The organism is Marinobacter halotolerans (genome assembly GCF_008795985.1).
Taxonomy (GTDB): Bacteria; Pseudomonadota; Gammaproteobacteria; order Pseudomonadales; family Oleiphilaceae; genus Marinobacter; species Marinobacter halotolerans.
This window is the reverse complement of sequence record NZ_VMHP01000002.1, coordinates 317,606-341,225: the sequence shown is the minus strand read 5'-3', so window position 1 is coordinate 341,225 and position 23,620 is coordinate 317,606. Positions and strand designations below refer to the sequence as shown.

The 23,620-nt window shown below is 58.4% G+C and carries 23 protein-coding genes and 1 riboswitch; of the genes, 10 read left to right on the top strand and 13 right to left on the bottom strand.

Going from position 1 to position 23,620, the window contains the following annotated elements; translation table 11 throughout:
- Window positions 1-54 precede the first annotated feature (54 nt).
- Complete coding sequence (locus FPL19_RS11875) at window positions 55-732, top strand: DJ-1/PfpI family protein (RefSeq protein ID WP_150912777.1); 678 nt, start codon at window positions 55-57, stop codon at window positions 730-732.
- A gap of 11 nt (window positions 733-743) precedes the next feature.
- Here FPL19_RS11875 and FPL19_RS11870 read toward each other — a convergent pair whose 3' ends face one another.
- The 3 genes from FPL19_RS11870 to pncC form a co-directional block, all read right to left on the bottom strand.
- Window positions 744-1,217, bottom strand: coding sequence for a flavodoxin family protein (locus tag FPL19_RS11870; protein WP_150912776.1), 474 nt, complete (start codon window positions 1,215-1,217; stop codon window positions 744-746).
- Window positions 1,201-2,250 (bottom strand): recombinase RecA, encoded by a 1,050-nt coding sequence (gene recA, locus FPL19_RS11865; RefSeq protein ID WP_150912775.1) that lies wholly within the window; start codon window positions 2,248-2,250, stop codon window positions 1,201-1,203. Before recA ends, FPL19_RS11870 begins: the two co-directional genes overlap by 17 nt.
- 82 nt (window positions 2,251-2,332) lie before the next feature.
- The gene (pncC, locus tag FPL19_RS11860) at window positions 2,333-2,845 is read right to left on the bottom strand and encodes a nicotinamide-nucleotide amidase (protein ID WP_150912774.1); all 513 of its coding nucleotides are present in this window, start codon (window positions 2,843-2,845) and stop codon (window positions 2,333-2,335) included.
- Between the two features lie 80 nt (window positions 2,846-2,925).
- Here pncC and mutS point away from each other — a divergent pair, with 80 nt between their 5' ends.
- Together mutS and fdxA are read left to right on the top strand one after the other, a co-directional pair.
- Entirely contained in the window at window positions 2,926-5,556 is a 2,631-nt protein-coding gene (gene mutS, locus FPL19_RS11855) for a DNA mismatch repair protein MutS (RefSeq protein WP_150912773.1), read from the top strand.
- A 104-nt stretch (window positions 5,557-5,660) separates the two neighbouring features.
- The gene (gene fdxA, locus FPL19_RS11850) at window positions 5,661-5,984 is read left to right on the top strand and encodes a ferredoxin FdxA (RefSeq protein ID WP_150912772.1); all 324 of its coding nucleotides are present in this window, start codon (window positions 5,661-5,663) and stop codon (window positions 5,982-5,984) included.
- 51 nt (window positions 5,985-6,035) lie between these two features.
- Here fdxA and FPL19_RS11845 read toward each other — a convergent pair whose 3' ends face one another.
- From FPL19_RS11845 to FPL19_RS11820, 6 genes are all read right to left on the bottom strand, one after another.
- Window positions 6,036-6,746, bottom strand: coding sequence for a hypothetical protein (locus FPL19_RS11845; RefSeq protein ID WP_150912771.1), 711 nt, complete (start codon window positions 6,744-6,746; stop codon window positions 6,036-6,038).
- Window positions 6,747-6,784: 38 nt separating this feature from the next.
- Window positions 6,785-8,758: an InlB B-repeat-containing protein gene (locus FPL19_RS11840; protein WP_150912770.1), complete on the bottom strand. Its 1,974-nt coding sequence runs from the start codon at window positions 8,756-8,758 to the stop codon at window positions 6,785-6,787.
- A gap of 200 nt (window positions 8,759-8,958) precedes the next feature.
- Window positions 8,959-9,606 carry a LysE family translocator gene (locus FPL19_RS11835; RefSeq protein ID WP_150912769.1) on the bottom strand — a complete coding sequence of 216 codons (648 nt, stop codon included), beginning with the start codon at window positions 9,604-9,606 and terminating at the stop codon, window positions 8,959-8,961.
- Window positions 9,607-9,612: 6 nt separating this feature from the next.
- Window positions 9,613-10,647 carry a hypothetical protein gene (locus tag FPL19_RS11830; protein ID WP_150912768.1) on the bottom strand — a complete coding sequence of 345 codons (1,035 nt, stop codon included), beginning with the start codon at window positions 10,645-10,647 and terminating at the stop codon, window positions 9,613-9,615.
- A gap of 130 nt (window positions 10,648-10,777) precedes the next feature.
- Complete coding sequence (locus FPL19_RS11825) at window positions 10,778-11,728, bottom strand: DegV family protein (protein WP_150912767.1); 951 nt, start codon at window positions 11,726-11,728, stop codon at window positions 10,778-10,780.
- Between the two features lie 65 nt (window positions 11,729-11,793).
- Window positions 11,794-12,618, bottom strand: coding sequence for a metal-dependent hydrolase (locus FPL19_RS11820; RefSeq protein ID WP_150912766.1), 825 nt, complete (start codon window positions 12,616-12,618; stop codon window positions 11,794-11,796).
- A gap of 165 nt (window positions 12,619-12,783) precedes the next feature.
- Between FPL19_RS11820 and FPL19_RS11815 the strand changes: the two genes are divergently transcribed.
- The 3 genes from FPL19_RS11815 to FPL19_RS11805 all read left to right on the top strand — a co-directional run bounded on the left by FPL19_RS11815 (window position 12,784) and on the right by FPL19_RS11805 (window position 15,634).
- Complete coding sequence (locus FPL19_RS11815; RefSeq protein WP_150912765.1) at window positions 12,784-13,590, top strand: PhzF family phenazine biosynthesis protein; 807 nt, start codon at window positions 12,784-12,786, stop codon at window positions 13,588-13,590.
- A complete protein-coding gene (locus FPL19_RS11810; RefSeq protein WP_150912764.1) occupies window positions 13,587-14,783 on the top strand; it encodes a BaiN/RdsA family NAD(P)/FAD-dependent oxidoreductase in 1,197 nt (398 codons plus the stop codon). The genes FPL19_RS11815 and FPL19_RS11810 overlap by 4 nt, the downstream gene beginning before the upstream one ends.
- Window positions 14,784-14,869: 86 nt before the next feature.
- A complete protein-coding gene (locus FPL19_RS11805) occupies window positions 14,870-15,634 on the top strand; it encodes a ParA family protein (protein ID WP_150912763.1) in 765 nt (254 codons plus the stop codon).
- A gap of 5 nt (window positions 15,635-15,639) precedes the next feature.
- On the opposite strand, the gene FPL19_RS11800 is transcribed toward FPL19_RS11805, so the two are convergent.
- Window positions 15,640-16,245: a LysE/ArgO family amino acid transporter gene (locus tag FPL19_RS11800; protein WP_150912762.1), complete on the bottom strand. Its 606-nt coding sequence runs from the start codon at window positions 16,243-16,245 to the stop codon at window positions 15,640-15,642.
- An 86-nt stretch (window positions 16,246-16,331) separates the two neighbouring features.
- On the opposite strand from FPL19_RS11800, the gene FPL19_RS11795 reads away from it, so the two are divergent.
- Window positions 16,332-17,204, top strand: a complete 873-nt coding sequence (locus FPL19_RS11795; protein WP_150912761.1) for a LysR family transcriptional regulator ArgP — start codon at window positions 16,332-16,334, stop codon at window positions 17,202-17,204.
- 24 nt (window positions 17,205-17,228) lie between these two features.
- Window positions 17,229-17,399: riboswitch (yybP-ykoY riboswitch) on the top strand.
- A 7-nt stretch (window positions 17,400-17,406) separates the two neighbouring features.
- Window positions 17,407-17,964 carry a manganese efflux pump MntP gene (locus FPL19_RS11790; RefSeq protein ID WP_150912760.1) on the top strand — a complete coding sequence of 186 codons (558 nt, stop codon included), beginning with the start codon at window positions 17,407-17,409 and terminating at the stop codon, window positions 17,962-17,964.
- 18 nt (window positions 17,965-17,982) lie between these two features.
- Here FPL19_RS11790 and alkB read toward each other — a convergent pair whose 3' ends face one another.
- Entirely contained in the window at window positions 17,983-18,630 is a 648-nt protein-coding gene (gene alkB / locus FPL19_RS11785) for a DNA oxidative demethylase AlkB (protein WP_150912759.1), read from the bottom strand.
- 143 nt (window positions 18,631-18,773) lie between these two features.
- On the opposite strand from alkB, the gene djlA reads away from it, so the two are divergent.
- Window positions 18,774-19,547 (top strand): co-chaperone DjlA, encoded by a 774-nt coding sequence (djlA, locus tag FPL19_RS11780; RefSeq protein ID WP_150912758.1) that lies wholly within the window; start codon window positions 18,774-18,776, stop codon window positions 19,545-19,547.
- Between the two features lie 14 nt (window positions 19,548-19,561).
- On the opposite strand, the gene FPL19_RS11775 is transcribed toward djlA, so the two are convergent.
- Window positions 19,562-20,185 carry a methyltransferase family protein gene (locus tag FPL19_RS11775; RefSeq protein WP_150912757.1) on the bottom strand — a complete coding sequence of 208 codons (624 nt, stop codon included), beginning with the start codon at window positions 20,183-20,185 and terminating at the stop codon, window positions 19,562-19,564.
- Between the two features lie 81 nt (window positions 20,186-20,266).
- Between FPL19_RS11775 and FPL19_RS11770 the strand changes: the two genes are divergently transcribed.
- Window positions 20,267-21,712 carry an amidase gene (locus FPL19_RS11770; RefSeq protein ID WP_150912756.1) on the top strand — a complete coding sequence of 482 codons (1,446 nt, stop codon included), beginning with the start codon at window positions 20,267-20,269 and terminating at the stop codon, window positions 21,710-21,712.
- Here the strand turns inward: FPL19_RS11770 and FPL19_RS11765 are convergent.
- Complete coding sequence (locus tag FPL19_RS11765; RefSeq protein ID WP_225314402.1) at window positions 21,622-23,505, bottom strand: sensor domain-containing diguanylate cyclase; 1,884 nt, start codon at window positions 23,503-23,505, stop codon at window positions 21,622-21,624. The two genes, FPL19_RS11770 and FPL19_RS11765, sit on opposite strands and share 91 nt — an antisense overlap.
- Between the last annotated feature and the right edge of the window lie 115 nt (window positions 23,506-23,620).

Here is a 23,620-nt window from a genome sequence, read left to right as displayed (position 1 = left end):
CGTAAACAGCGGCTATACTGAGCAGACTTTCCAGCTTCAGGAGGCCTGCCGGCTATGGCATTCAACATCGTTTTCCCCCTCTTTCCCGGCGTTACCCAGCTTGATTTTACCGGCACCGCCCAGATGCTGACCTACGTGCCGGATGTGCAGCTTTGCGTGGTGTCTGAAAACGCCGAACCCGTTCAGACCGATTGCGGATTCAGCATCCTTCCCGAATTCAGCTTCGACAACTGCCCACCGGCAGACATGATCTGCATACCCGGCGGGCCCGGCGTGTTTGAAGCCATCAATCACCAGCCACTGATTGATTTTGTGGCCAGACATTGCCAAGGCGCGACCTACATTACCTCGGTCTGTACCGGGGCTTTCATACTGGGGGCAGCGGGCATGCTCGAGGGAAAGCGGGCAACGACCCACTGGGGTTATACCGGGGCCCTTAAGGTCTGCGGTGCGGAATTTACCGAAGGCCGGGTGGTGGTGGATGGCAACCTGATTACCGCCGGCGGTGTTACCTCCGGCATTGATTTCAGCCTGACGGTTATTGCGGAAGTCTGGGGTGAAACCCTGGCCCGCTCGATTCAACTGAGAATGGAATACAACCCGCACCCGCCCTTCAAGGGTGGCCACCCTTCAACGGCCGGGGCAGAAATACTGTCGGAGGTTCAGCCGTTTTACGACAAGGCGCTGGCAAAGGTATTGGGTGCTCTGGCAAAACGGCAGGAAAGCAGCTGAAACCGTCGGTATCAGAAAAGCCCGGCGTCCAGGCTGGCCGCCAGATACATCCCCAGTTCCTGGCACTGGCCTTCAAATTCATCCCGGTATTCACCGCGACAGATGAGCGGCTCCTGTACCAGGCGCCAGCGTAAACCCGTGGTGATGGTTTCAATGGCCCGATTGGTACCCGTGCCATCATGGCCGGCGCGGATGTAGTAGGCGAAAGGCAGGCCCTGGGTTTCTTCCAGAACCGAATAATAGGTGCGGTCGAAAAAGTCTTTCAACGCGCCGCTCATGTATCCCAGGTTTTCAGTGGTACCCAGGATAATGGCATCACAGGCAAGGACGTCGTTCGGGCCGGCATCCAGCGGAGCCATCACTTTCACCCGAACGTTTTCAATGTCTTCATGACATGCCCCCCGCTCAACCGCCTCACGGAGTTTCAGCGTGTTGGCGGAGGGTGCATGAGCAACAATCAGTAAGGTCTTAGAGGAGCTCACCATTGGCTTCTTCCGCTTTTTCCTCTGCTGCCGCCTCTTTCTTGGCGGGCTTGGGCATCAGCTTGTCGCGGACAGCGGTTTCAATCTCGTTGGCAATATCCGGGTTCTCTTCCAGGAACTTGCAGGCGTTGGCCTTGCCCTGGCCGATCTTGTCGCCCTTGTAGGCGTACCAGGCGCCGGCCTTGTCCACAAACCCTTCTTTAACACCCATATCGACCACTTCGGCCATATGGTAGATACCCTTGCCGTACATGATCTGGAACTCAGCCTGTTTGAAAGGCGGGGCCACCTTGTTCTTGACCACTTTCACGCGGGTTTCGTTGCCGATCACTTCGTCGCCGTCTTTCACCGCACCGATGCGGCGGATGTCCAGGCGTACGGAGCAGTAGAACTTCAGGGCGTTACCACCGGTGGTGGTTTCCGGGCTGCCGAACATCACACCGATCTTCATACGGATCTGGTTGATGAACACCAGCAGGCAGTTGGCGTGCTTCACGTTACCGGTCAGCTTGCGCAGCGCCTGGGACATCAGGCGTGCCTGCAGGCCAACGTGGCTGTCGCCCATTTCGCCTTCGATTTCGGCTTTTGGCGTCAGTGCGGCTACGGAGTCCACGATAATGACGTCAACAGCGTTGGAACGCACGAGCATGTCGCAGATTTCCAGTGCCTGCTCGCCGGTGTCCGGCTGGGAAACCAGCAGCTCGTCCACGTCAACGCCCAGCTTTTCGGCGTAGACCGGGTCCAATGCGTGCTCGGCGTCCACAAACGCACAGGTTTTGCCGGCCTTCTGGGCTTCGGCAATCACTTGCAGCGTCAGGGTTGTTTTACCGGAGCTTTCCGGGCCGTAGATCTCGCAGATGCGCCCGTATGGAAGGCCGCCAATGCCCAGTGCAACGTCCAGCCCCAGCGAGCCGGTGGAAACAGCGGGAATCGCTTCCCGGGGCTGATCGCCCATTTTCATCACGGCGCCTTTACCGAACTGACGTTCGATCTGGCTGAGCGCTGCGCCCAATGCTTTTTTGCGGTTGTCTTCCATTATTTCACGCCTCTGTCACCAGTTTCCTGTATATTTGAACAGTATTAAAACACAAGCCGAACTCAAGACCAAGCCCTGCTGATCATCTGTTTTCGAGATAACTCTGTACGCCCTGCAACGCAAACAGGACCGCCTTGCGGCGAACGGTATCGCGATCCCCGCTGAAGTGCTCAACCACCGCTTCGGTATCGGTTTGGGAGAGCCCCCAGGCAAACCAGACGGTGCCCACCGGCTTGTCCTTCGATCCGCCATCGGGGCCGGCAATGCCGCTGATAGACACCGCCACATCTGCGCCGGTTGTTGCCAGAGCCCCGGCGACCATCTCCCTCACCACCGGTTCACTTACAGCGCCATAGTCCTGAAGTGAGGTCTCGGTAACACCCAAAAGGTCTCGCTTGGCCGAGTTGCTGTAACTCACGATACCGGCAAGCATATAAGCGGAGGACCCGGCCCGGTCGGTCAGTACTTTTGCCACCCAGCCACCGGTGCAGCTCTCCGCCGTGGCAATCGTCTGTTTCCGTGCCAGCAGCAGGCTGGCAAGGTTTTCCCCTGCTTCGGTCAGGGCTTCATCTGTTACGGAGTCGTTTAGTGACATAATGGCCCCCTCGTTTCATCCTGGGCTGTATTTTCTTACAATCCATGCCTTCACCAAATGCCATAGATCCGGAACCCTCCATGTCAGCAGCCCAGACCGATCTTTCCCAGCACACGCCAATGATGAGGCAATACCTCAGAATCAAGGGCGAGCACCCGAATGAACTGGTGTTCTACCGCATGGGGGATTTCTACGAGCTGTTCTACGACGACGCCCGCAAAGCCGCCGAGCTTATGGACATTACTCTGACGGCCCGCGGACAGTCCGGCGGCAGCCCGATTCCCATGGCCGGTATCCCTTATCATTCCGCTGAGGGTTACATTGCACGTCTGGTTCGGGCTGGTCAATCCATCGCCATCTGCGAACAGATTGGCGACCCGGCCACCAGTAAAGGCCCGGTGGATCGGCAGGTGGTGCGCATCGTCACACCCGGTACGCTGAGCGACGACGCCTTTCTGGAAGACCGCCGCGACAACCTGCTGGTGGCCATCTACAACCGCCAGGAAAAGTTCGGGTTTTCCTCCCTGGATATTTCCAGCGGCCGCTTTGCGGTATCGGAACTGGACGACCTGGAAAGCCTTCAGGGCGAGCTGCAGAGGCTTCGGCCGGCCGAAATCCTGATCAGCGAGGATTTCCCCTTCCAGGAAGTACTGGATGGCTATACCGGTATCCGCCGCCAGGGCCCCTGGCTGTTCGAATCCGATACCGCCCATCGGGTGCTGACCCAGCAGCTGCAGGTAAAGGATCTGACCGGTTTTGGCTGTGAGGACATGTCCCTGGCCATCTGCGCCGCCGGGTGCCTGCTGCAGTACGCCAAGGAAACCCAACGCACCGCCCTGCCCCACATCCGTAAACTCAGCCGCGAGCGCCGGGAAGAGGCGGTGATCCTGGATGCTGCCAGCCGCCGCAATCTGGAAATCGACATCAATCTGATGGGCGGCACCCAGCACACGTTGGCCTGGGTGATGGACCGCACGGCCACTTCCATGGGCGGGCGACAACTGCGGCGCTGGCTGAACCGGCCACTGCGGGACGTTTCTGTTGTCGAGCAACGCCAGCAGGCCGTATCGGCGCTGCTGGACGGCTTCCACTACGAGCCGGTCCACGACCTGCTCAAAGCCGTGGGGGATATTGAACGGGTACTGGCGCGGGTGGCCCTGCGCTCTGCACGGCCCCGGGATCTGTCGCGGCTGCGGGACGCCTTCCACGCCCTGCCGGACCTACAGAAGGTGCTGACACCGGTCAATTCCCACCTGATCGTGAAACTGGCCACCACTATTGGCGAATACCCGGAACTGGCGGACCTGCTGGAGCGGGGGATCGTCGATAATCCCCCGGTGGTTATCCGCGACGGCGGGGTGATCCGCGAGGGCTTCGATGCGGAACTGGATGACCTGCGCAACATCAGTGAGAACGCTGGCCAGTTTCTACTGGATGTGGAAACCCGGGAGCGGGAGCGCACCGGAATCAGCACGTTAAAAGTCGGCTACAACCGGATTCACGGCTATTACATTGAGATCAGCCGGGCCCAGGCCGAGGAGGCCCCGGTGGATTATATCCGCCGCCAGACCCTGAAAAACGCCGAGCGCTTTATCACCCCGGAGCTCAAGGAATTTGAAGACAAGGCCCTGAGCGCCAAGAGCCGGTCTCTGGCCCGGGAAAAAGCCCTGTATGACGAGGTACTGGAAACCGTCGCTGCCGAGCTGGCCCCGCTGCAGGACGCCGCCCAGGCCCTGGCGGAACTGGATGTGCTTAGCAATTTCGCCGAACGAGCCACCAGCCTGCGCTTCAACCCGCCGGAATTCAGCGAATCCCCGGGCTTTGATATTGAGCAGGGTCGTCACCCGGTAGTGGAGCAGTTGCTGAGCGATCCCTACGTGCCCAACGACCTGCTGATGGACGACCAGCGGCGAATGCTGGTGATCACCGGCCCCAACATGGGCGGTAAGTCCACCTACATGCGCCAGGCCGCGCTGATTGCCCTACTGGCCTACACCGGCAGCTTCGTGCCCGCCAACCGCGTGGTGATCGGCCCGCTGGATCGGATCTTCACCCGTATGGGGTCATCCGATGACATCGCCGGCGGACGTTCGACCTTCATGGTGGAAATGACCGAAACCGCCAACATCCTGCATAACGCCACCGAACACAGCCTGGTGCTGATGGACGAAGTCGGGCGAGGCACCAGCACCTTTGATGGCTTGTCGCTGGCCTGGGCCACGGCGGAGCATCTGGCAAAACACATTCGCTGTTATACGTTGTTTGCCACCCACTATTTCGAACTGACCCAGCTGGCCGACGAACTGACCCACGCGGTTAATGTGCACCTGACCGCCACCGAGCACGACGACACTATCGTGTTCCTGCACAACGTTCACGACGGGCCCGCCAGCCAGAGCTACGGCCTTCAGGTGGCAAAACTGGCTGGCGTTCCCCAGGACGTGATCCGCCACGCCAAGGCCCAGCTTGCCCATCTGGAAGGCAGTGCCGAGCCCGTTGCCCCGATGATAGCCCGGCCGGAACCGACTGCGCCTTCTGCTTCGGGATCATCAAAAGCCGCCCAGGCGAGCGCGTTTCAGGGGGATATGTTTTCGTCCATGGAGCCCAGCAAGGTCGAAGAAGCCCTGTCGGAGATGGACCTGGACGGCCTTACCCCGAGAGAGGCATTGAACCGGCTCTATGAACTGCGGGATATTATGGCCAGAAGATAAGCCCCACGGGACACTATCGCTTGCGCCCCTGCGGGGGCCTCCCTACAATATCGCGCACTAATTCTTATACCGATGAGATTGACTACCGGACCAGGGGACTGCTCATGACCTTTGTCGTTACTGATAACTGCATTAAGTGCAAATACACCGATTGCGTGGAAGTCTGCCCTGTGGACTGCTTCTACGAAGGCCCCAACTTTCTGGTGATCGACCCGGACGAGTGCATCGACTGCGCCCTGTGCGAGCCGGAATGCCCCGCCGAGGCCATATTCTCGGAAGATGAGCTGCCCGCCGGTCAGGAACAGTTTATCGAGATCAACGCAGACCTTGCCGCAAAATGGGAAAACATCACCGAGAAGAAAGACCCGCTGCCGGATGCGGAAGAGTGGGATGGCAAGCCGGACAAACTGCAGTATCTGGAAAGGTAGCTCCGTAATGGCCGGCAGCAGAGACGCCCTGCTGCCGGCCATCAGCGTTGTCTACTGAGTGGTTTCCAAGCCGAAATTAATGCTTGTTTCGTATTCGTAGCTGCAGACAGTGCCATCACCGTTACAGCCATTATCGGTATCAAAGCCGCCGATCAGCGCATCGCGAATCGTTATCGCGCCGCCGCCATTAGCCACGGTTACATCAAAAACATCCCCGCCAGGCAAATTTACAGTCACGATGTTGCCAGTCTGGCTCCAGGTGCCAGTGACAGACCCGGTATCAGTTATAGTCAGTCCGATATCCGAATCACTGTTCACCCAGAACTCCACCTCACTTCCGTCCAGAGTCAACGTGAGAGTGCCGTCCCCAGCGAAGGCCAAAGTGTGCGAAGCCTTGTACATGCCAATTCGTGCGAACCCCTGTTGAACCGAACTGCCACCGGATGGGCCAGACTCCTGACTTTCCGGTGATTGCGCTGGATCTACGGCTTTTTGTGCTCCAAGAATGAACAGGAGTTGCTCGAAAGCATAGGTCCTGTCGGAAACACTGGAGTTTTCCAGTGCCGCTACCTGATTGTTCAAGGCGTCAATCTGGGCTGCGTTGTCATTAATAGCCGTGATCAGTGCCTGGAAGTTTGCGTCCACTTCGGCGGCATTCGCCGGTGTGTTGGCGGTCGGCGCCGAATAGCCCGTAACGCTTGCAGCGGAAGCTGAGACCGACAACGCCATCGCGGTGAGGCCGGTTAGGATCAGTTTTTTCATGATGATTACCTCTTTTATTAACGTCATAACCAATGGCCTCACTGCCAGTTGGCTTCATTCCAATTGAATTGGTCCCACACCGCCGGGGTGCTGACCGACTGTTCGACGAAGCTGATATCCACGGTGCAATCAGCACTTACGGCAGCAAGCGTATAGATCGAGCCGCTAAGAGTGCCACCACAGCTGCCCGTCACCGCGTCGATCTCAAAGCCTTCGTCCGCTGTAATGGATATTTCGGGCTGCTCTCCGGCCAATGCCTCAACCGATAGCGGGCTCGCGCTGCCGTTAGCGCCAGGATTCACTGTCACTGAGTAGATAGATTCGAATACAGCAGTCACGGTGCAGGCCTGGGTCACAGGTGCAGTGGTGTAGCTTGGTGGAGAACCTGCGTCCAGGGCGCCGCCACATCCTGAAACCGCACCGAGCGCCGCCCCGGAATCAGGCGTCAGATCAAACGTTGCAGTAGCATTTTCGTTAACCACGCGGGATGTCGGGCTCACTGTGCCTGGCCCCGAGCGCTGAGCAGTAACCGTATAGGTAGGAACTGCTGCGAAGCTGGCAGTGATGGTGCAATCCGCCGTAACAGCCCCAGAGGTATATTCGTTGCCCGTCAGGCTACCTGTGCCACACCCGGATACACCGAGCAGGTTATAGCCGCTGTTCGCCGTTGCGGTGACAGTCACTGAGTCTCCATAGAGGGCAGTCAGCGGTCCTGAAACATCGAAGCTACCGCCAATTGTCGGGTTCAGCGCCAGGCTCACCGTACGCTGTTGCCGCTCGTATACCGGCGTCACCGTACAGTCTGCGATAACCGGGCCGGTTGTGTATTGCGCACCGCCCAGAGACCCACTGCAACCGGACACTGAAACCAGATCGAAACCTTCATTCGCCGTAAAGTCGATGACCTGGACGTCCTGAAAAAGAACTGTCGCGGAGGTCAAAGAGGCCGAGCCGCCTGTTGCTGGTTCCACGGTCACTGTGTATGGGATTTTATCGAAGGCAAAACTAACGCCACATGCGGCCAACACTGGGTCCGTTGTGAAGACACCACCACTGATTTCCCCGCTGCACCCGGAACGAGCTCCAACCTGATAGCCTGTTGCTGGCGCAATAGTGAATTGGGCCGTGTCACCCTCGAACACAACCACCTCGGCAGGGGCTATTGAACCCAGGCCAGAAGATACTGAACCTGCAATGGTATAAGACACCAAGCTGTCAAAGGAGCCGCTACTGTCAGAGGCTATGTAGGTGTTCAGAGAGTTCGAGTAATCCGCGACTCCAATGGTGGTTGGCAAACTGGTGGTCTCATCAATGGACACCGGATTTGTGCCTACCTGGCCATTGAGAGTGCCGTCTGACGCGTCCTCAGCAAACGCAAGCACCGTCGCCAGCGGATCCGTTGACGGGCTTTGATCTGCAGCCAACTGCGACAGACCGCCCAGTGCAGCTGCGTATTTAACGCTTTCGGGAGAACTGCTTGTCGGATCAGGCTGGTCGGTCAGAGGATCAAAACCGGTACCGAAAACCTGTTGCACCTTGGTCACACCATCGGCGATACCATCGTTTACAGAGGCTGTCGGATTATCCTGAAGATACTGGCGTGCGGCACGCACAACCGATTCGGACAAGGGGCTGACTGCCGCCGAAGTCGCTCCCTCGCTGAGGAAGGAACTCAGTTCCGCAGAACCAACGTCGATATTTCCTCCTGTCGCTTCGTCGGTATAGCTACCTCCGGTCGCGATAACCAGTAGTGGGCGGGGAACTGAATCAGGTATCTCGACAGACCAGGAGCCGTCGGCATTGGTGGTGATGGGGCCTGCAACGGGTGGGCTGATTGCGCCACCCCCATCATCCATTTTAAAGACGTTAACGGTAGCACCACCGACAGGCCCTTTGACCACTGCGCCGGAAATGGTTGTTGAAGCTATTTCCTCCGGAGAAGAGCTGGAACTTCCCCCGCCGCAACCACCCAGAACCACCGTCAACGCCATGAGCAACCATAGGTGCTTCATGGGCATTTCCCTTTTTGTATAAAAGTTTCATTTCGTCGAACCCTCGTGCTCGGACCGACACATCGACGCGCAATCATCTATCACTTAGAACTACATAATGATTGCAACTACATGAATATAGACAAGGGAATTAAAAAAAGGCAATGAAGGTAAATAAATTTCGCGTTTTAAAGCTGTTTCACGATGCCAACCAAGTACAGCTATTCTTGAGCCAGCCTGACTCCAATTGCGATGAAAACGCCGCCAGTGGCGACATTGAGAAGGCGGGTTAGCTTATGGTTGAGCCGCAACTGTTGAGATTGAATGACCATTGCCGCCACCACACACTGCCAGACCATCGCCAGCACAAAGTGAAGCCCGGCCAGAACCATTGACTGAGCAAACGCAGGACCTGCAGGGTCGATAAACTGCGGTAACAGCGCCATGTAGAACAGAGCCGTTTTCGGGTTAAGCAGATTTGAAAGCACACCTTCACGGAAGGAAGCACCGCGGGAAGCCGGCATTTGCCGGGCCTGTGCCTCGGCGGGAGCCAGCGCCTGTGCATTGGCTCTACGGGCGAAGGCCTGTCGCAGGGACATAACCCCAAGCCAGATTAGATAGCAGGCGCCCGCCCACTTGAGCGCGGTGAACGCCCAGGCGGTTTCCACCAGCAGAATCGAGATACCCAGAGCCGACAGGGCCGCGTGCAGAAACAGCCCGCAGCAGATGCCCAGGCTGGTCATGGCACCGTCGCCGAAGCCACCACGGCCGGTGTTGCGCATCACCAGCAGGGTGTCCACGCCCGGCGTCACGGTCAGCAGAGTGATGGCCGCCAGGTAGGCCCAGAGCAGCTCAACGGGTATCCACATTCCGACTCAGGCTCCTTGTGAAAGAAGTTTCTTCGCCGCGGCCGAGTTGTAGAAGGGAGTCAGACGACGACGAATCAAAGCCTCAAGGTAGCCTTCCTCGCGCAGCACGTCTATTACGGGTAGCGCGTAACCGTCGATTTCCGCCATCACCAGCTCGCGGTTCACGCCCACATCGTTGAGCAGATCCATCAGCGGCCGGTCGCCATAAAGCTCGAACAGGTGGGTCACAACCGCTTCCACGCAACCCTCGAAATAGGGGGTTTTACGGAACTGCAGCCAGAATTCGTATCCCAGAACCACGAACTCCTGAAGCTGGATATCCCCCAGGCCCTCCTGAAGCTCGGCAACGGTCCGGTCTTCCAGCGAGACCCAGACGGCCATTACGCTGTCACGCAGTTCATCGTCGGTCAGGGACTTGTGCAGGAACTGCTCGCTGCGGGCGATCAGGCCCGGCAGGCTGTCCGACAGCCAGGCTTTGAACCGCCGCTCAAAGGACTCATCCAGCCCCGGCACCGCCCGGTTAGCCATGCGCTTGCCGAATTTCATCATGGAGCCCACGCCGGGCACGTTTTTGGTCAGCAGGTTGTCTTCGTACAGGTAGTTCACCACGCCCTGATAGACCAGGTTGGACACCAGCTCCTGGTAGACCGGGTGTTCCATGATTTCGCTGATCACCCGCTGGCGCTGCTGTTTCAGCTCCAGTGCTTCTTCCAGAAACCCGGTAGCCTGCTCGCGGGTGATGATCTCGCTCAGTGTGGTGGTTTTCTGGACCGGCGCATTCAGCACCTCGGTGGCCATCTCGGCGGCCATTTCGGGTATGCCCGGGTCCAGTTCCATGTTCATTACGACGCGATGGATCAGGCCCATCACCTGCTCGGCCGAGGTAATGCGCCCCAGGGTGATGTGGCTGGCGTAGTCGAAGAGTTCATCCACTTCCCGTGACAGAAAGCGGCGCAGTTTTGCGCCCTTCAGTGACGAAAGCTCGTGTTTGACGTGCTGCTGCAGCAGCGCGTCGGCAAGATCGGTACTGGCCGTGGTCATAGTCGGTATCCAGATAGAGTTGGCGTGAGTTTACAGGCCCCGGAAATATCAAACCGAGGCTAACACCCCATCCGGTTAAAAACCTTTGCCCTGGAAGCAGAAATCTGAAGAACGGCGGCCAACAGCCGCCTTACTGGAAGTCCGAAAACTGATGGGGCTCTGCCGCCAGGGCAAGACAAAGGCTGCCGGGGCCCACATAAATGCTGCTGGTAATTCCCATCTGGGACAGCAACAACTCGACGCCTGCCGCCTCGCAGGCATCGCGGAGCCGGTTCAGGCCGGGCAGCTCTTCGATTTCGGTCCAGTTCATACCGCAGGACAGACAAACATAGGGCGTCAGCAGCCCCGCCTCGACGCGGCCAATGGCATAGTTCATGACCTTCTCGACAGAGGCATCAAAGCTGCGGGTTTTCGCCACCGGCTTGCCATCAGTGCCCTGGCCGAACACCACCGGGGTAATATTCAGCGCCTTGCCAAGAAACGCCCCGAACGCGGAGATGCTCTTGTCGCCCCGGCGCCGGGCCCGTTCGCGGATATAGTGCAGATCCCGGGGAATCACGCAGGTGTAGATCTTGCCGGTGAATTCCTCCACTTCGTTGCGCAGGGCATTCTTGGACAGTTTCTGGTCGATCAGCTTGAGGGTGTGGGCCGCCAGCAGGCCCTGCCCCGCGAAAATCTGTTTGCTGTCAATCACCCGCATGGAGAATTTGCCTTCGCGACCAGCGGCCTTGCGGGCCTCCTGATAGTGGCTCATCACGCTGTTCATGGCTTCCGTGGCATTCTGGAAGATCAGGCTCCGGCTGCGGGCGACGGTTTCGCAAAAGGCCACATCGTATTCGGTGACGATCTTTTCCATGAACAGATCGTGAATCTGCTCGGGGGTAAAGGCCTGGGTTTCGGCATGGTGGCCTTTTTGCAGCAGCCCGCTCTGGTAAAACTCCTGGGTGCGGACGGGGTCGTGCTCGTCGATGTAGGTCTGGCCATCTATCACGGCGGTGACCGGCAGCACGAACAGATCGTTCTTCCGGGAGAATTCATAGGGAAGATCGCAAGCGGAATCGACAATCAAACCAACGCGCATAGGTGCCTCCAAAGACACAGGGGGCTGCTGCGCCCCCTGAACTGATCGTTATTGTTGTATTAAGGCTACTGTTTTAACTCAAGATCGCCCAGATTTTTATCGATCAGGTCACGATTATCGTGTTGCCAGGGATGAAAGCCTCTTTTGAAGTACCCGAGGAAGCCGGGCAGGCACTTCCTGATTACCCCCGGCCGGCCCCACAGGAAATTCATGCCGCTCGCCCAGGTGGTCAGGCTCCAGAGTTTGCCGTCGGCCTTGAGCAATGCGCAGGTATTCAGGAAGGTGAACTTGAAAAAATTCCAGCTCACAAAAAGGAACACAATGCGGCGCAACTTTTCATCACCCACGCAGTGCTGATACACGTCAAACGCCACGGATTTGTGCTCGGTTTCCTCGATGGCGTGCCAGCGCCATAGTCGGGACATTTCCGGCGTTGCCCCCGCCATCCACTCCGGGTGTTCCAGAATCGCGTTGGCTAACACCGCGGTATAGTGCTCGGCACCACAGGTGCCAGCCAGCTGGCGGCTTGGCGGTAACTTGCCCACCCAGGCCATGTGCTTGCGGAAACGCTGGTCGATGGCGTCGATGTCGTAACCGCGGGCTTTCAGCGCGTCGTTGTACTGTTTGTGTTCACGGCTGTGCAGGGCTTCCTGCCCGATAAACCCGCGAATCTCCTTGCTGAGCTTGGAGTCATCCACCTTGTCCCGGTAAAGGCGAACGGCATTGATGAACTGTTGCTCACCGTCCGGGAACTGAAGTGACAGTGCATTGAAAAAAGCGGTGCGGAACACGTCGCCCCCGTGCCAGAGGGTTTCAAGATCACGGTCCACATTGAAATGCATATGACGCGGCGCAACGGACACGCCGGAAGGGGTTGAGCTGATGGTCATGGCAGCCTCCTGTTTTTTATGATTATGGAGCCCTGTTACAGCTGTGCTCAGCTTACAACTGTTTTCAATAGAAGTGGAAGCCAGGAGCCATTGCGCCGGAAAGTTTGTCACTTAATGACATCTTTGTTCAGAATAGGCGCCTTACCGATGCCCGGAGAACGTCCCATGCCCTACCCCATCTATCAGGTGGATGCCTTTACCGACCGGCTGTTTGGCGGCAACCCGGCCGCTGTTATGCCGCTGGAATCAGACCTGCCGGACGACACCCTGCTGGCGCTGGCCGTCGAAAACAATCTGTCGGAAACGGCCTTTTTCACCGCCTTACCGGAAGGGAATGATGCCGATTTCCGGATTCGCTGGTTCACCCCCGGCACCGAAGTGCCGCTCTGCGGACACGCCACCCTCGCCACCGCCTGGGTTATTTTCAACCGCCTGGACTGGCCCGCGGATTCCCTGCGCTTCCAGTCGAAAAGCGGTTTGTTGGGCGTGAGCAGAGGCAAGGATGGCTGGCTGACACTGGACTTCCCCAATCTGCCCTGCGAAGAACGGCCGACGCCGTCTGCCATCACGGAAGCGCTTGAAAGCGCGCCGGAAACCGCCTTTTTCGTGCCCAACGACACCAACTACATGGTGGTGCTGGCAGACGAGGCCGCGGTCAGGGCTGCAGAGCCGGACATGCGGACCCTGAAAAGCCTGGGCAACCAGGGGCTGATCATTACCGCCCCGGGACAGGACTGCGATTTCGTCAGCCGTTATTTCGCCCCGGGCGCCGGCATTGACGAGGACCCGGTCACCGGCTCCATTCACAGCGTTCTGGTGCCCTACTGGGCGGAAAGACTGGGCAAAACCCGCTTTGACGCTCGCCAGGTTTCACGCCGGGGCGGCCGGCTGCGCTGCGAACTGAAGGGCGACCGGGTCGCCATAGCGGGCCAGGCCGTACTCTACATGGAAGGTAACGTTTACCTGCCATGAGCCAGACACCATCAGGTAACGACTACGACGTTATTATCATCGGCGCCGGCGCCGCCGGGCTGATGTGCGCGGCCACCGCCGGCTACCGTGGCCGCCGGGTGCTGGTGCTGGATCACGCCAACAAACCGGGCAAGAAGATCCTGATGTCCGGCGGTGGCCGTTGCAATTTCACCAACCTGAACAGCACGCCGGCCAACTTTCTGTCGGACAACCCCAGCTACTGTATTTCCGCGCTCAAACGCTACACAGCCCAGGATTTTCTGGAACTGGTGGAACGCCACGGCATCGAGCATGAAGAGAAGGCAGCGGGGCAGCTGTTCTGCAAAGACAGCGCCAAGGACATTCTCAACATGCTGCTGACCGAATGTGATTGGGCAGGTGCCGAAGTCCGCATGAAGACGAGCGTTGAGGCCGTGCATGAAGCGGACAGCGGCTACCGCCTGGAAAGCACAGCCGGGCAACTCTGGTGCGAATCCCTGGTGATTGCCTCCGGCGGGCTTTCAATTCCGACCATGGGCGCAAGCGGTTTCGGCTATGACGTTGCCCGGCAGTTCGGGCTAAGGCTTCTACCCACCCGGGCAGGACTGGTGCCGTTTACCCTGCAGCCACAACTGAAAGAAAAGCTGGAACCGATTTCCGGCGTCAGCTGCCCGGTGGATGTGCACTGCAACCAGGCGCACTTTCTGGAACCCATGCTAGTGACCCACCGAGGCCTGAGCGGGCCGTCCATGTTGCAGATTTCCAGCTATTGGTCACCGGGGGATGCCCTGTCGGTCAACGTTCTGCCCGGTCAGAACGCCCGGGAAGACCTCTACGCCCTGCGCAAACAAAAACCCCAGTCCACCATCGCCCAGTATCTGATGCAGCACCTGCCAAAGCGATTTGCCCAGGCCTTCAACGATCTCAACGGCTGGAGCGGCCCGCTGCAGGGTTATAAAAATGCGGATCTTGATACCGCGGCTGACATCCTCAGCCGCTGGCAGATCAAACCGTCGGGAACCGAGGGTTACCGGACAGCAGAAGTCACGCTCGGCGGTGTCGACACCCGCCAGCTGTCATCGAAAACCATGGCCGCGCTGGAAAAACCCAATCTGTATTTCATCGGCGAAGTCGTGGACGTCACCGGCCACCTGGGTGGCCATAATTTTCAGTGGGCCTGGGCGTCGGGTGTAGCGGCGGGAAATGATGCGTGAATGCCGAAGTTTACATGTTTCACGGGAATGTCATATTTCACAATGTAAATTGTGGTTCAATGACCGGCCGACAGATGGAGCACGCCATGAGAATCGTCGCTTTTTACAGTCCGAAAGGCGGAGTTGGGAAAACAGCCTCGGCCGTCAACATCGCCTATCTGGCCAATGCTGGCAATTGCTCTACTCTGCTTTGGGACCTTGACCCGCAGGGCGCCGCGAGCTTCTATCTTTCCGGTGCCTCCCGTACCAAAGGCAGGAAGATCTCCAAGTTGCTGGACGGCCGGCTTCCGATCGCAGATTTTATTGAAGAAAACGTCTACCCGAACCTGGACCTGCTGCCGTCTCACCCCAGTTTCCGGAACTTCGATATCAAGCTGGAAGATGACGACCGGACAAACCCCCTGAAAACCATACTGGGCCCCTTGTCGGAAGACACCAGTCTGGTGGTGCTTGACTGCCCACCCGGTCAGTCGCGCCTGACGGAACAGGTCCTGAAAATTGCCGACCTGGTGTACGTGCCGCTGGTACCCACCTGGCTTTCCCTGAACAGCTGGTATCAATTCCAGGATCTGGTCAAGGACAAGAAACTCGGCCTCAAAAAACTGCGGCCGTTTTTCACCCTGGTGGATCGGCGCAAGAAGCTTCACAGGGAACTGACAGAAAAGAGCGCCGAACTTTTCGACCGGCCCTCGAAGGCGATGATTCCCTATTCCAGCGCCGTTGAACGTATGGGCGAGGAGGGGCTTCCCCTGGAAGTGCTCAGCCCCCGTTCCACTCCAGCGGCAGCCTACCGCCAGCTCTGGTCTGAGATGAAGGCCGAACTCTGGGGCAAGAACACCAGAGCCAAATAGTCAGTTTACAGGCCGTTAAGGGCCAGATGGATGGCTATGGCCGCCATCATAGCGCCAATGGTGCCGTCGATTACCCGCCAGGCTTTAGGCTTTGCCAGCCAGGGTGAAAGCGCAGCCCCACTGAACGCCACCAGGCCAAACCAGAGCACCGAGGCGCTGCTGGCCCCCGCGACAAAGCCAAAGGCACTGGATTGCTGCGCCCCGATGGCCGGAATCAGCAGCAGGGTGTCGAGATACACCTGGGGATTAAGCAGGGTCACTGCCAGGGTTGTCAGGATCACCGCCCGCGAGCTGGATGCCGCCTTGGTGTTCGCGTCCAGCGCGTCGCGACCTTTGGCCACACGGGCGAAGGCCAGCGCCGCCAGCCAGCCCAGAAACACTACTCCCATCCACCGCAGTATTTCCAGCGCTTCCGGCACTGCCATCAATGCTGCATTGACGCCGAACATGCCCGCCGTGAATAGCAGGATGTCCGCACTCATGCAGATGCCGGCGCATTTCCAGTGGTGCTCGCGGCGAATAGCCTGGCCCAGGATGTAGGCGTTCTGAGCGCCGATCGCGACGATGATGCCGCCACATACAATCAGCCCGGTGAGATAACTTGTCAGCATGATGCACTCCTGAATATTGGCTGCAAGCTTACCCATCTGGCGCTATACTTAAAAATCATACTCTTAATGCCCTATAAGTTTTTCTTATGCTGGACTACAAACTGCTTCAGGCGCTGGCATCAGTCATTGAGAACGGCGGTTTCGAGCGCGCTGGTGAAGCCCTGGGCCTTACCCAGTCGGCGGTATCCCAGCGCATCAAATCTCTGGAGGTCAGGCTGGGCCAGCCGTTGCTGACCCGCCATCCGGAGCTGAAGGCTACCCCCGCCGGACAGAAGCTGTTGAACCATTTCCAGCAGGTTCAATTGCTGGAGCGGGATCTGCACACCGCCATCCCCACCCTGACGGAAGAGTCATCGCGATTGCGGATTGCCATCAATGCCGACAGCGTTGCCACCTGGTGGGCTGCGGCCGTGGGTGAATTCTGCACCCGCGAGGGACTCCTGCTGGATCTGGTGATCGAAGATCAGGACGTGGGACTCAAACGGATGCGCGAAGGCGACGTCGCCGCCTGCCTGTGTAGCAGCAGCCAGCCCATTGCCGGTGCCCGGGCGGTTCCCGTTACCGAGGTCAGCTACTGGCCGCTGGCGACTGGTGGCTACCGGCAACGTTATTTCCCGGAGGGTCTAACGCCGGAAGCCTTTGCCTCAGCACCCGCCATCATCTTTGGCCCCAACGACCAGTTGCAGCATCGCTTTCTGGCGGATTGCGGCTACCAGGGGCGCTTTCCCTTTCATCTTTGCCCTTCTTCCGAGGGATTCGTGCAGATGGCCCGTGCCGGCATCGGTTACGGCATGATTCCACAAATGCAGGCGCAGCCGTGGATAGATTCCGGCGAGCTGATCAACCTGGCACCGGGCCATGAGCTTACGGTTCCCCTGTACTGGCATTTCTGGCGCCACAGTGGCGAATTACTCCAGCGTCTGACCCGGATTCTTGAGGGGAACAGGCAGCCGATTTGAGATTGCCGACGAGCCTTGGTAAATTAGCCGCTCGTTGGGGAGTAGCCTGCTTCCGGTTACCGGAAGAGTCCGTGTCAACATAATTGGCCACATGCCATGGTACGGACACCTCTCGGTTGGCGAGACCATCGATGTATCCATGCCTGATGGTCAGGCGCGTGGATATATCGTGGTTTCAAATTGCCTGACCGGAGCTAGCCTGATGAACCTGTTTGCCCTTCTCCTGCTTGCCCTGGCCATGTCCACGGATGCCTTTGCCGCCGCGATTGGTAAAGGAGCCAGCCAGAAGTACCCGCGTTTTTCAGATGCCCTCAAACTGGGTCTTATCTTCGGCACGATCGAGGCGATCACTCCTCTGATTGGCTGGCTCATCGGCAAATCGGCGGCGGCCCATGTGGAAGCCTGGGATCACTGGATTGCATTCACGCTTCTGGTCGCCCTTGGCCTGCACATGATCTATGAGGGCATGAAGCCAGTCTCGGAAGACGAAGAACAGCCCAACGGCCAATCCTTTCTTAAAATTGCGTTGACCGCCGTTGGCACCAGCATCGACGCCATGGCAGTGGGCGTGGGGCTGGCCTTTATCAACGTCAATATCCTGCTGGCCGCTGGGCTGATTGGCCTGGCCACCACCATCATGGTGACGCTGGGCGTGATGCTCGGGCGGATCGTAGGGTCGGTTCTGGGACATCGGGCGGAAATCTTTGGCGGCCTGACCCTGATCGGCGTTGGCGGGTGGATACTGACAAGCCACCTATAACCGGCTTCCTTCAACCGCCTACATGGCGCGGCGGAAGGTCAGGTTGTAACGACAGGCGCCGGTCAGGGGATGCTCCACGGATTTTAGTGTCAGCACCCCGTGGTACCGCAGCCGTGATGTACCACCCCACACCACCACGTCTCCATGCTCCAGCGGTACTTTCTGTGGGCGGTCGCTGCGCCGGTTACCGCCGAACTGGAACACAATCGGCGCGCCCAGAGACACCGACACGATAGGCTGGGTGAAATCCGTTTCGTCCTTGTCCTGGTGCAACCCCATTTTTGCCCCCGGCAGATACTGGTTGATCAGGCCGGCGTCCGGCTGAAAGTTCAGATAGCCGGCCTGCGCCGCTGCCTGTCGGGCCAGATTGCTTAATGCGTCCGGCATTGGCGGCCAGGGCTTATCCGTCAGCGGGTCGGTCTGCTGATAGCGATAGCCCTGGCGATCGGTTACCCAGCCCCAGGTGCCGCAGCAGGCCATGGCAGCGGACATGGTGTGGCCGCCAGGTGTTTTCATCTGGCGCAGGGGGGCTTGCCCGGTTACCTGGTTGATGGCGTTCAGTAAATCCGGCGCCATGGCCCGTGCAAATCGCCTGAGTACAACTGCACCATCACCCAGGGACTCGACCCAGGGCGCTTCCGATTCGTCAAAAAGATCTGATGTCATGGGTTCAGTCTACCCTCCCGGGAACGGCCTATCGAGGTCATCTACGCTGGGCGATCTTGCATCCGATCATTCAGTCTCAGGCCAATCGGCGCTATGCTGTGAAGTTATTCATCTGATATTTCACCCATTATAAGGAACCCTACATGTTCGGCCTGTTTATTGGCGGTTTGATCGGCTACCTGTTCGGGCGCTTGCCGGGACTTCTGATTGGCGCAGCCGCGGGCGCATTTCTGACCCGCTACATCAAATACCGGCTGTGGCAAAAAATCAGTAACGTGCAGACCGGGTTTCTGGAATCTGTGTTCGCGGTAATGGGCGCGCTCTGTAAAGCGGACGGTGTGGTCACCCGTGACGAAATCCAGGTTGCGGAGCGCCTGTTCCAGCAGTTCCGCCTCACAGACGAGAGCCGGGACAAAGCCAAGGCAGCCTTTAATCGCGGCAAAGCCGATGATTTTGACCTGGACGCCGAGCTACAGCATTTCCTGAGAATCAGCGGTCGCCAACCGGCGCTGCTGCAGATGTTCCTGCAGGTGCAGGTCTCTGCCGTGGCCGCCGATGGCGTGGTTCATCCGGCCGAACATGAAATGCTGCTTCGAATTGCCCGCGGGCTTGGCCTGCCGGAATCCCAGGTAGACCAGCTGGAAGCCATGCTGAGAGGGTCCCAGGGCGGCCAGGCCGGTTCTGCGCAGCGCTCAACGGCCAGTCAGCTGGAAGACGCCTACAAGGTACTGGGAGTCTCTTCCTCGGATAGCGACGACCACATTAAGAAGGTCTACCGCAAACTGATGAGTGAGAACCACCCGGACAAACTGGCCGGGCGGGGCCTGCCAGATAGCATGCGGGAAATGGCCGAACAGAAAACGCGGGAAATCAGTAACGCCTATGATGTGATCAAGACCGCAAGACAGAAAGCCTAGCCCCCGGGGCGAGGCTAGATCCAGCGCGGAACGCGGCGGCGATAGCTTTCGTAGGCGTCGCCGAAGATATCTGACAGCGCGCGCTCTTCCACCCGGGCCTGACGCATCAGCACCACAACCCCGGTCACCAGACAGACCAGGGAGAATACCGAGGGCAATGCCAGAAAAAAGCCCAGTTGCCCCAGCATGACCGACATGAAAACCGGGTTGCGGCTGCGGCTGTAGGGGCCGCCGGTCAGCAAGTGCTGGCCCTGGCTGTGGTCAACGCCAGAACGCCACTGCTCATGCATATAGGCCTGAAAGTAATTGACCAGGCCGAAAGCAGTAATCAGGCAGGCCATACCCGCAACCAGCACGGGCCAGTGATAAAGCGCCGGAAAGACTCCGAACCAACCGTCAATGTCGACAAAGATGCGGGCAACGACGGCGGCGAGAATCAGGGTGCGGAAAACATTGAACAGCTGCCGGTGCCACCAGCCCGCTGACCGACGCTCGCCATAATGGATGTAGGAAAAACCATTGCGCGCATAGAGGCCCAGGCTGCGAGCGGTGAACTGAACACCGATCATCAGGAAAAATATTCCGAGAAAGTGGCGCACCAGGGGCTCGGCAAACGCGTCGATTGATGATTCAAACATTAAATTCACTAGTAATTCTGACTATAGCTTTCTTAAGCTTATCGCCTGATACAAAGGATTAAAACCGTAAGGAATTTTTTCATGACTCCGGGCCATCCCCGCTTTCACACCTTCTGCGACGATGTACTGGGACAACACGACGCAACCGCTCTTGCAGGCATGCTGGGCAGGCGCGAATGCTCCCGGAGCGAACTGATCAATGCCAGCCTTGACCGGGCCAGATATGCCCAGCCGGTCATCGGCGGCTTCGCTACACCCATACCACATGACGCTGAGGCAATTGCCGGCCATTCAGGGCAACACCACGCCCATCCAGACGTCGTATTTTCAGGTGTTCCAACCTTGATCAAGGACAACACCGACCTTGAGAAGTTCCCCACCGGGCATGGCACAGCAGCAATGGAACCATACATCGCGGCCAGAACCAGCCCGTTTGCAGAGCTGCTGTTGGCCCAGGGCCTGGTCTGTATCGGTAAAAGCACACTGCCTGAATTCGGGTTCAATGCGACCACCGAACCGGCCCACGGCGAACCCACCCGCAACCCCTGGAACACGGCATTCTCCTCCGGCGCATCGTCAGGCGGGTCGGCGGCGCTGGTTGCGGCGGGCGTTGTCCCCATTGCCCATGCCAACGATGGCGGCGGGTCTATTCGCATCCCCGCCGCCTGCTGCGGCCTGGTGGGTCTTAAACCCTCACGCGGCCGGCTGATCGATAACGACGCGGCCAAATCCCTGCCCATCAACATCGTCACCGATGGCGTGGTGACCCGGAGCGTGCGGGATACTGCCAACTTCTATGCTGGTGCAGAGCGCTATTATCGCAACCCGAAACTGCCTGCCATTGGCAAGGTGGAGGCCCCACCGGAAAGGGCAATGAAAATCGGGCTGGTTTTCGATTCAATCAACGGCCACCCGACGGATTCAGACACCCATCAGGCCGTGGCGTCCGTGGCAAAAAGCCTGGAAGGCATGGGGCACCACCTGGAACCGATGCCGGTCCCCGTACCAGAAACCTTCCCTGCCGATTTTGCCCTTTACTGGGGAATGCTGGCGTTTGGGGTGCGCAGTAACGGCAAGCGCCTGATTGGCCCGGGCTTTGACAAAAGCAAAGTGGATGGTCTGACTGAAGGGCTTTACCGGCTCTTCAAGAAACAGTTCTACCGCCTGCCCGCTGCACTCTGGCGCCTCAAACGTTCCTACCATGACTACGCAAAAGCCGTTGCCGGCTTCGATGCAGTACTGACGCCGGTCGTTGGCCACACCACGCCGGAGATTGGCTACCTCAGCCCCAACGTGCCTTTCGATGAACTGTTCGAACGGTTATTCCGGTATGTCAGCTTCACGCCCCTGGCCAACACCAGCGGTGCGCCTGCCATTACCCTGCCCGGCGGCCTGACGGAACAGAATCTGCCCATTGGGGTTCAACTGATGGGCCGTCATGGTGGTGAAAGAACGCTGCTGGAGCTGGCATTTGCACTGGAGGCACTGGAGACGACTCGGTTACGGCCCGCACCCTTGGCTTCGTAAAGCGCTTCGTCAGCCCTGGTAAATATCTCCTTGGTGGCATCCGCCCGGGACGGCGTTACCGTGCAGATCCCGATACTGACAGTCAGATGCAGAATCTCCTCGGACACGCGAAAGCCGGTTTCTTCAATCTTCCTCCGGATCTTCTCCGCGACCCGCATAGCGCCCTCATTCGGGGTATCGGGCAGCAGCACAACAAACTCCTCGCCGCCGTAGCGGGCTGCAAAGTCCTGGGGACGTGTGACAAACTCACCAATGCAGCCAGCCACCATCTGCAGGCAGTCGTCGCCCACCAGGTGGCCATAGGTATCGTTGAACTTCTTGAAATGATCAATATCCAGAATCAGCAAGGACAGGGGCTGGCCGAAGCGGAACGCCTTGACCACTGTGGATTTAAATACCCGGTCGAAATGCCCACGGTTCTTCAGGCCGGTGAGCGAATCGGTGGCACTGAGCTCCATCAGTTTTATATTCAGGGATTCAAGGTCGTGGGTGCGTTGCTGGACACGCTTTTCGAGCATGGTGTTGGCTTCCTGCTGAACGTGCAGCGATTTGGCCTGGGCGATCCTGGCCTTGCGCTCTTCGGCCAGCAGTTTCTGCTGGGCTTCAAAGGCCCGCCGTTTTTCCTGGTTCAGCCTGTCCGCCAGCGCGACCGACAGCAGAATGACTCCGATCGCCGATCCTACCTGGGTGGCATTCTCGGTCAGGAAATTCCGGGGCAGAAGCGTGAACTTGCTGAGCGCCAGGACAATGCCGCCGAACAGCATGAAAAACCAGGCTATGGCGTAATACCGGGCTGCCGGATCGTTTTTCAGCCAGCGCACCACGCCAATCACCAGCATCGCGCTGCACCCAAGCCCCGCGACGACAATGGTGGGTAACACCATCTGGGCATAGGGTACGAACACACCAGCAGCGGCAAGTGCCCCGGCCATGGCCATCAACGCGACCACCACCCGGTTCAGAATCGGGTGAATTTCACGGCGCACAGTCAGGAAACGCAGAGTGAAGGCACCACCAAAAAAGACCGCCAGATTGAGGAAAACGATGATCGCCCGGTCGTTCCACCAGGTCGCATCAGGCCAGAGATACTGGAAACTGACCCCATGCAGGCTGGCCAGAAACAGCGGCATGGCGGCGATATAGCCCACATAAAAGAGAAAACTCCGCTCGCCCACCGCGCGGTAGACAAACAGGTTATACAGGATCATCACCAGCACGATGCCGTAATAGATGCCTTCGAAAAGATTGCGGGACTGCGCCGAGCCAAAAAATGCGGCCTGATCCCAGAGGATCAGTGGCACCTGCATCGAGCTCGTCGTGTCCACGCGCAGATAAACCGTTTGCAGGCCTTCGGGAGGCAACGTCAGGGGAATAAGGAAGTTACGGTGAAGAACCGGCCTCTCGGAGAAGGGTTTCTCGTCACCGAGCATGAGGCTTTGCACCATCCGGTCATCGGACAGTACATAGACCTCAATATGGTCCAGAACCGGATAGGCAATCTCAAGCAACGGGGACTGAGGTTCAGCGAGCGGGTTACTTAACTGGAACCGGAACCAGTAAACCTGGTCGCCATAACCGAAGCTGATGCTCTCGCCACCATCCGCCTGCCACTGGCTGTCGTCGAGGGCAATAACCTCCTGCACAGACGCCCGGGCATCAGGCTCTTGCCAGTAATCAACCTGGCCCGCCAGGTCAAGCCGTTCCGTTGTTTCCGACCAGACCGCAACATCCGCCAGAGCCAAAGCGGGCAACAGTATTACCAGACTCAACAGCAAACGCTTCCAGATCTGCACCAGTAATTCCTTCTTTGGAACTAAAAGTATGAACTTCAATTCATATTTGGTACCAATTATGCGATAGAAATCGCTTTTCCGCCTGTGCCGATGAAAAATAACGCAATTTGCCAAC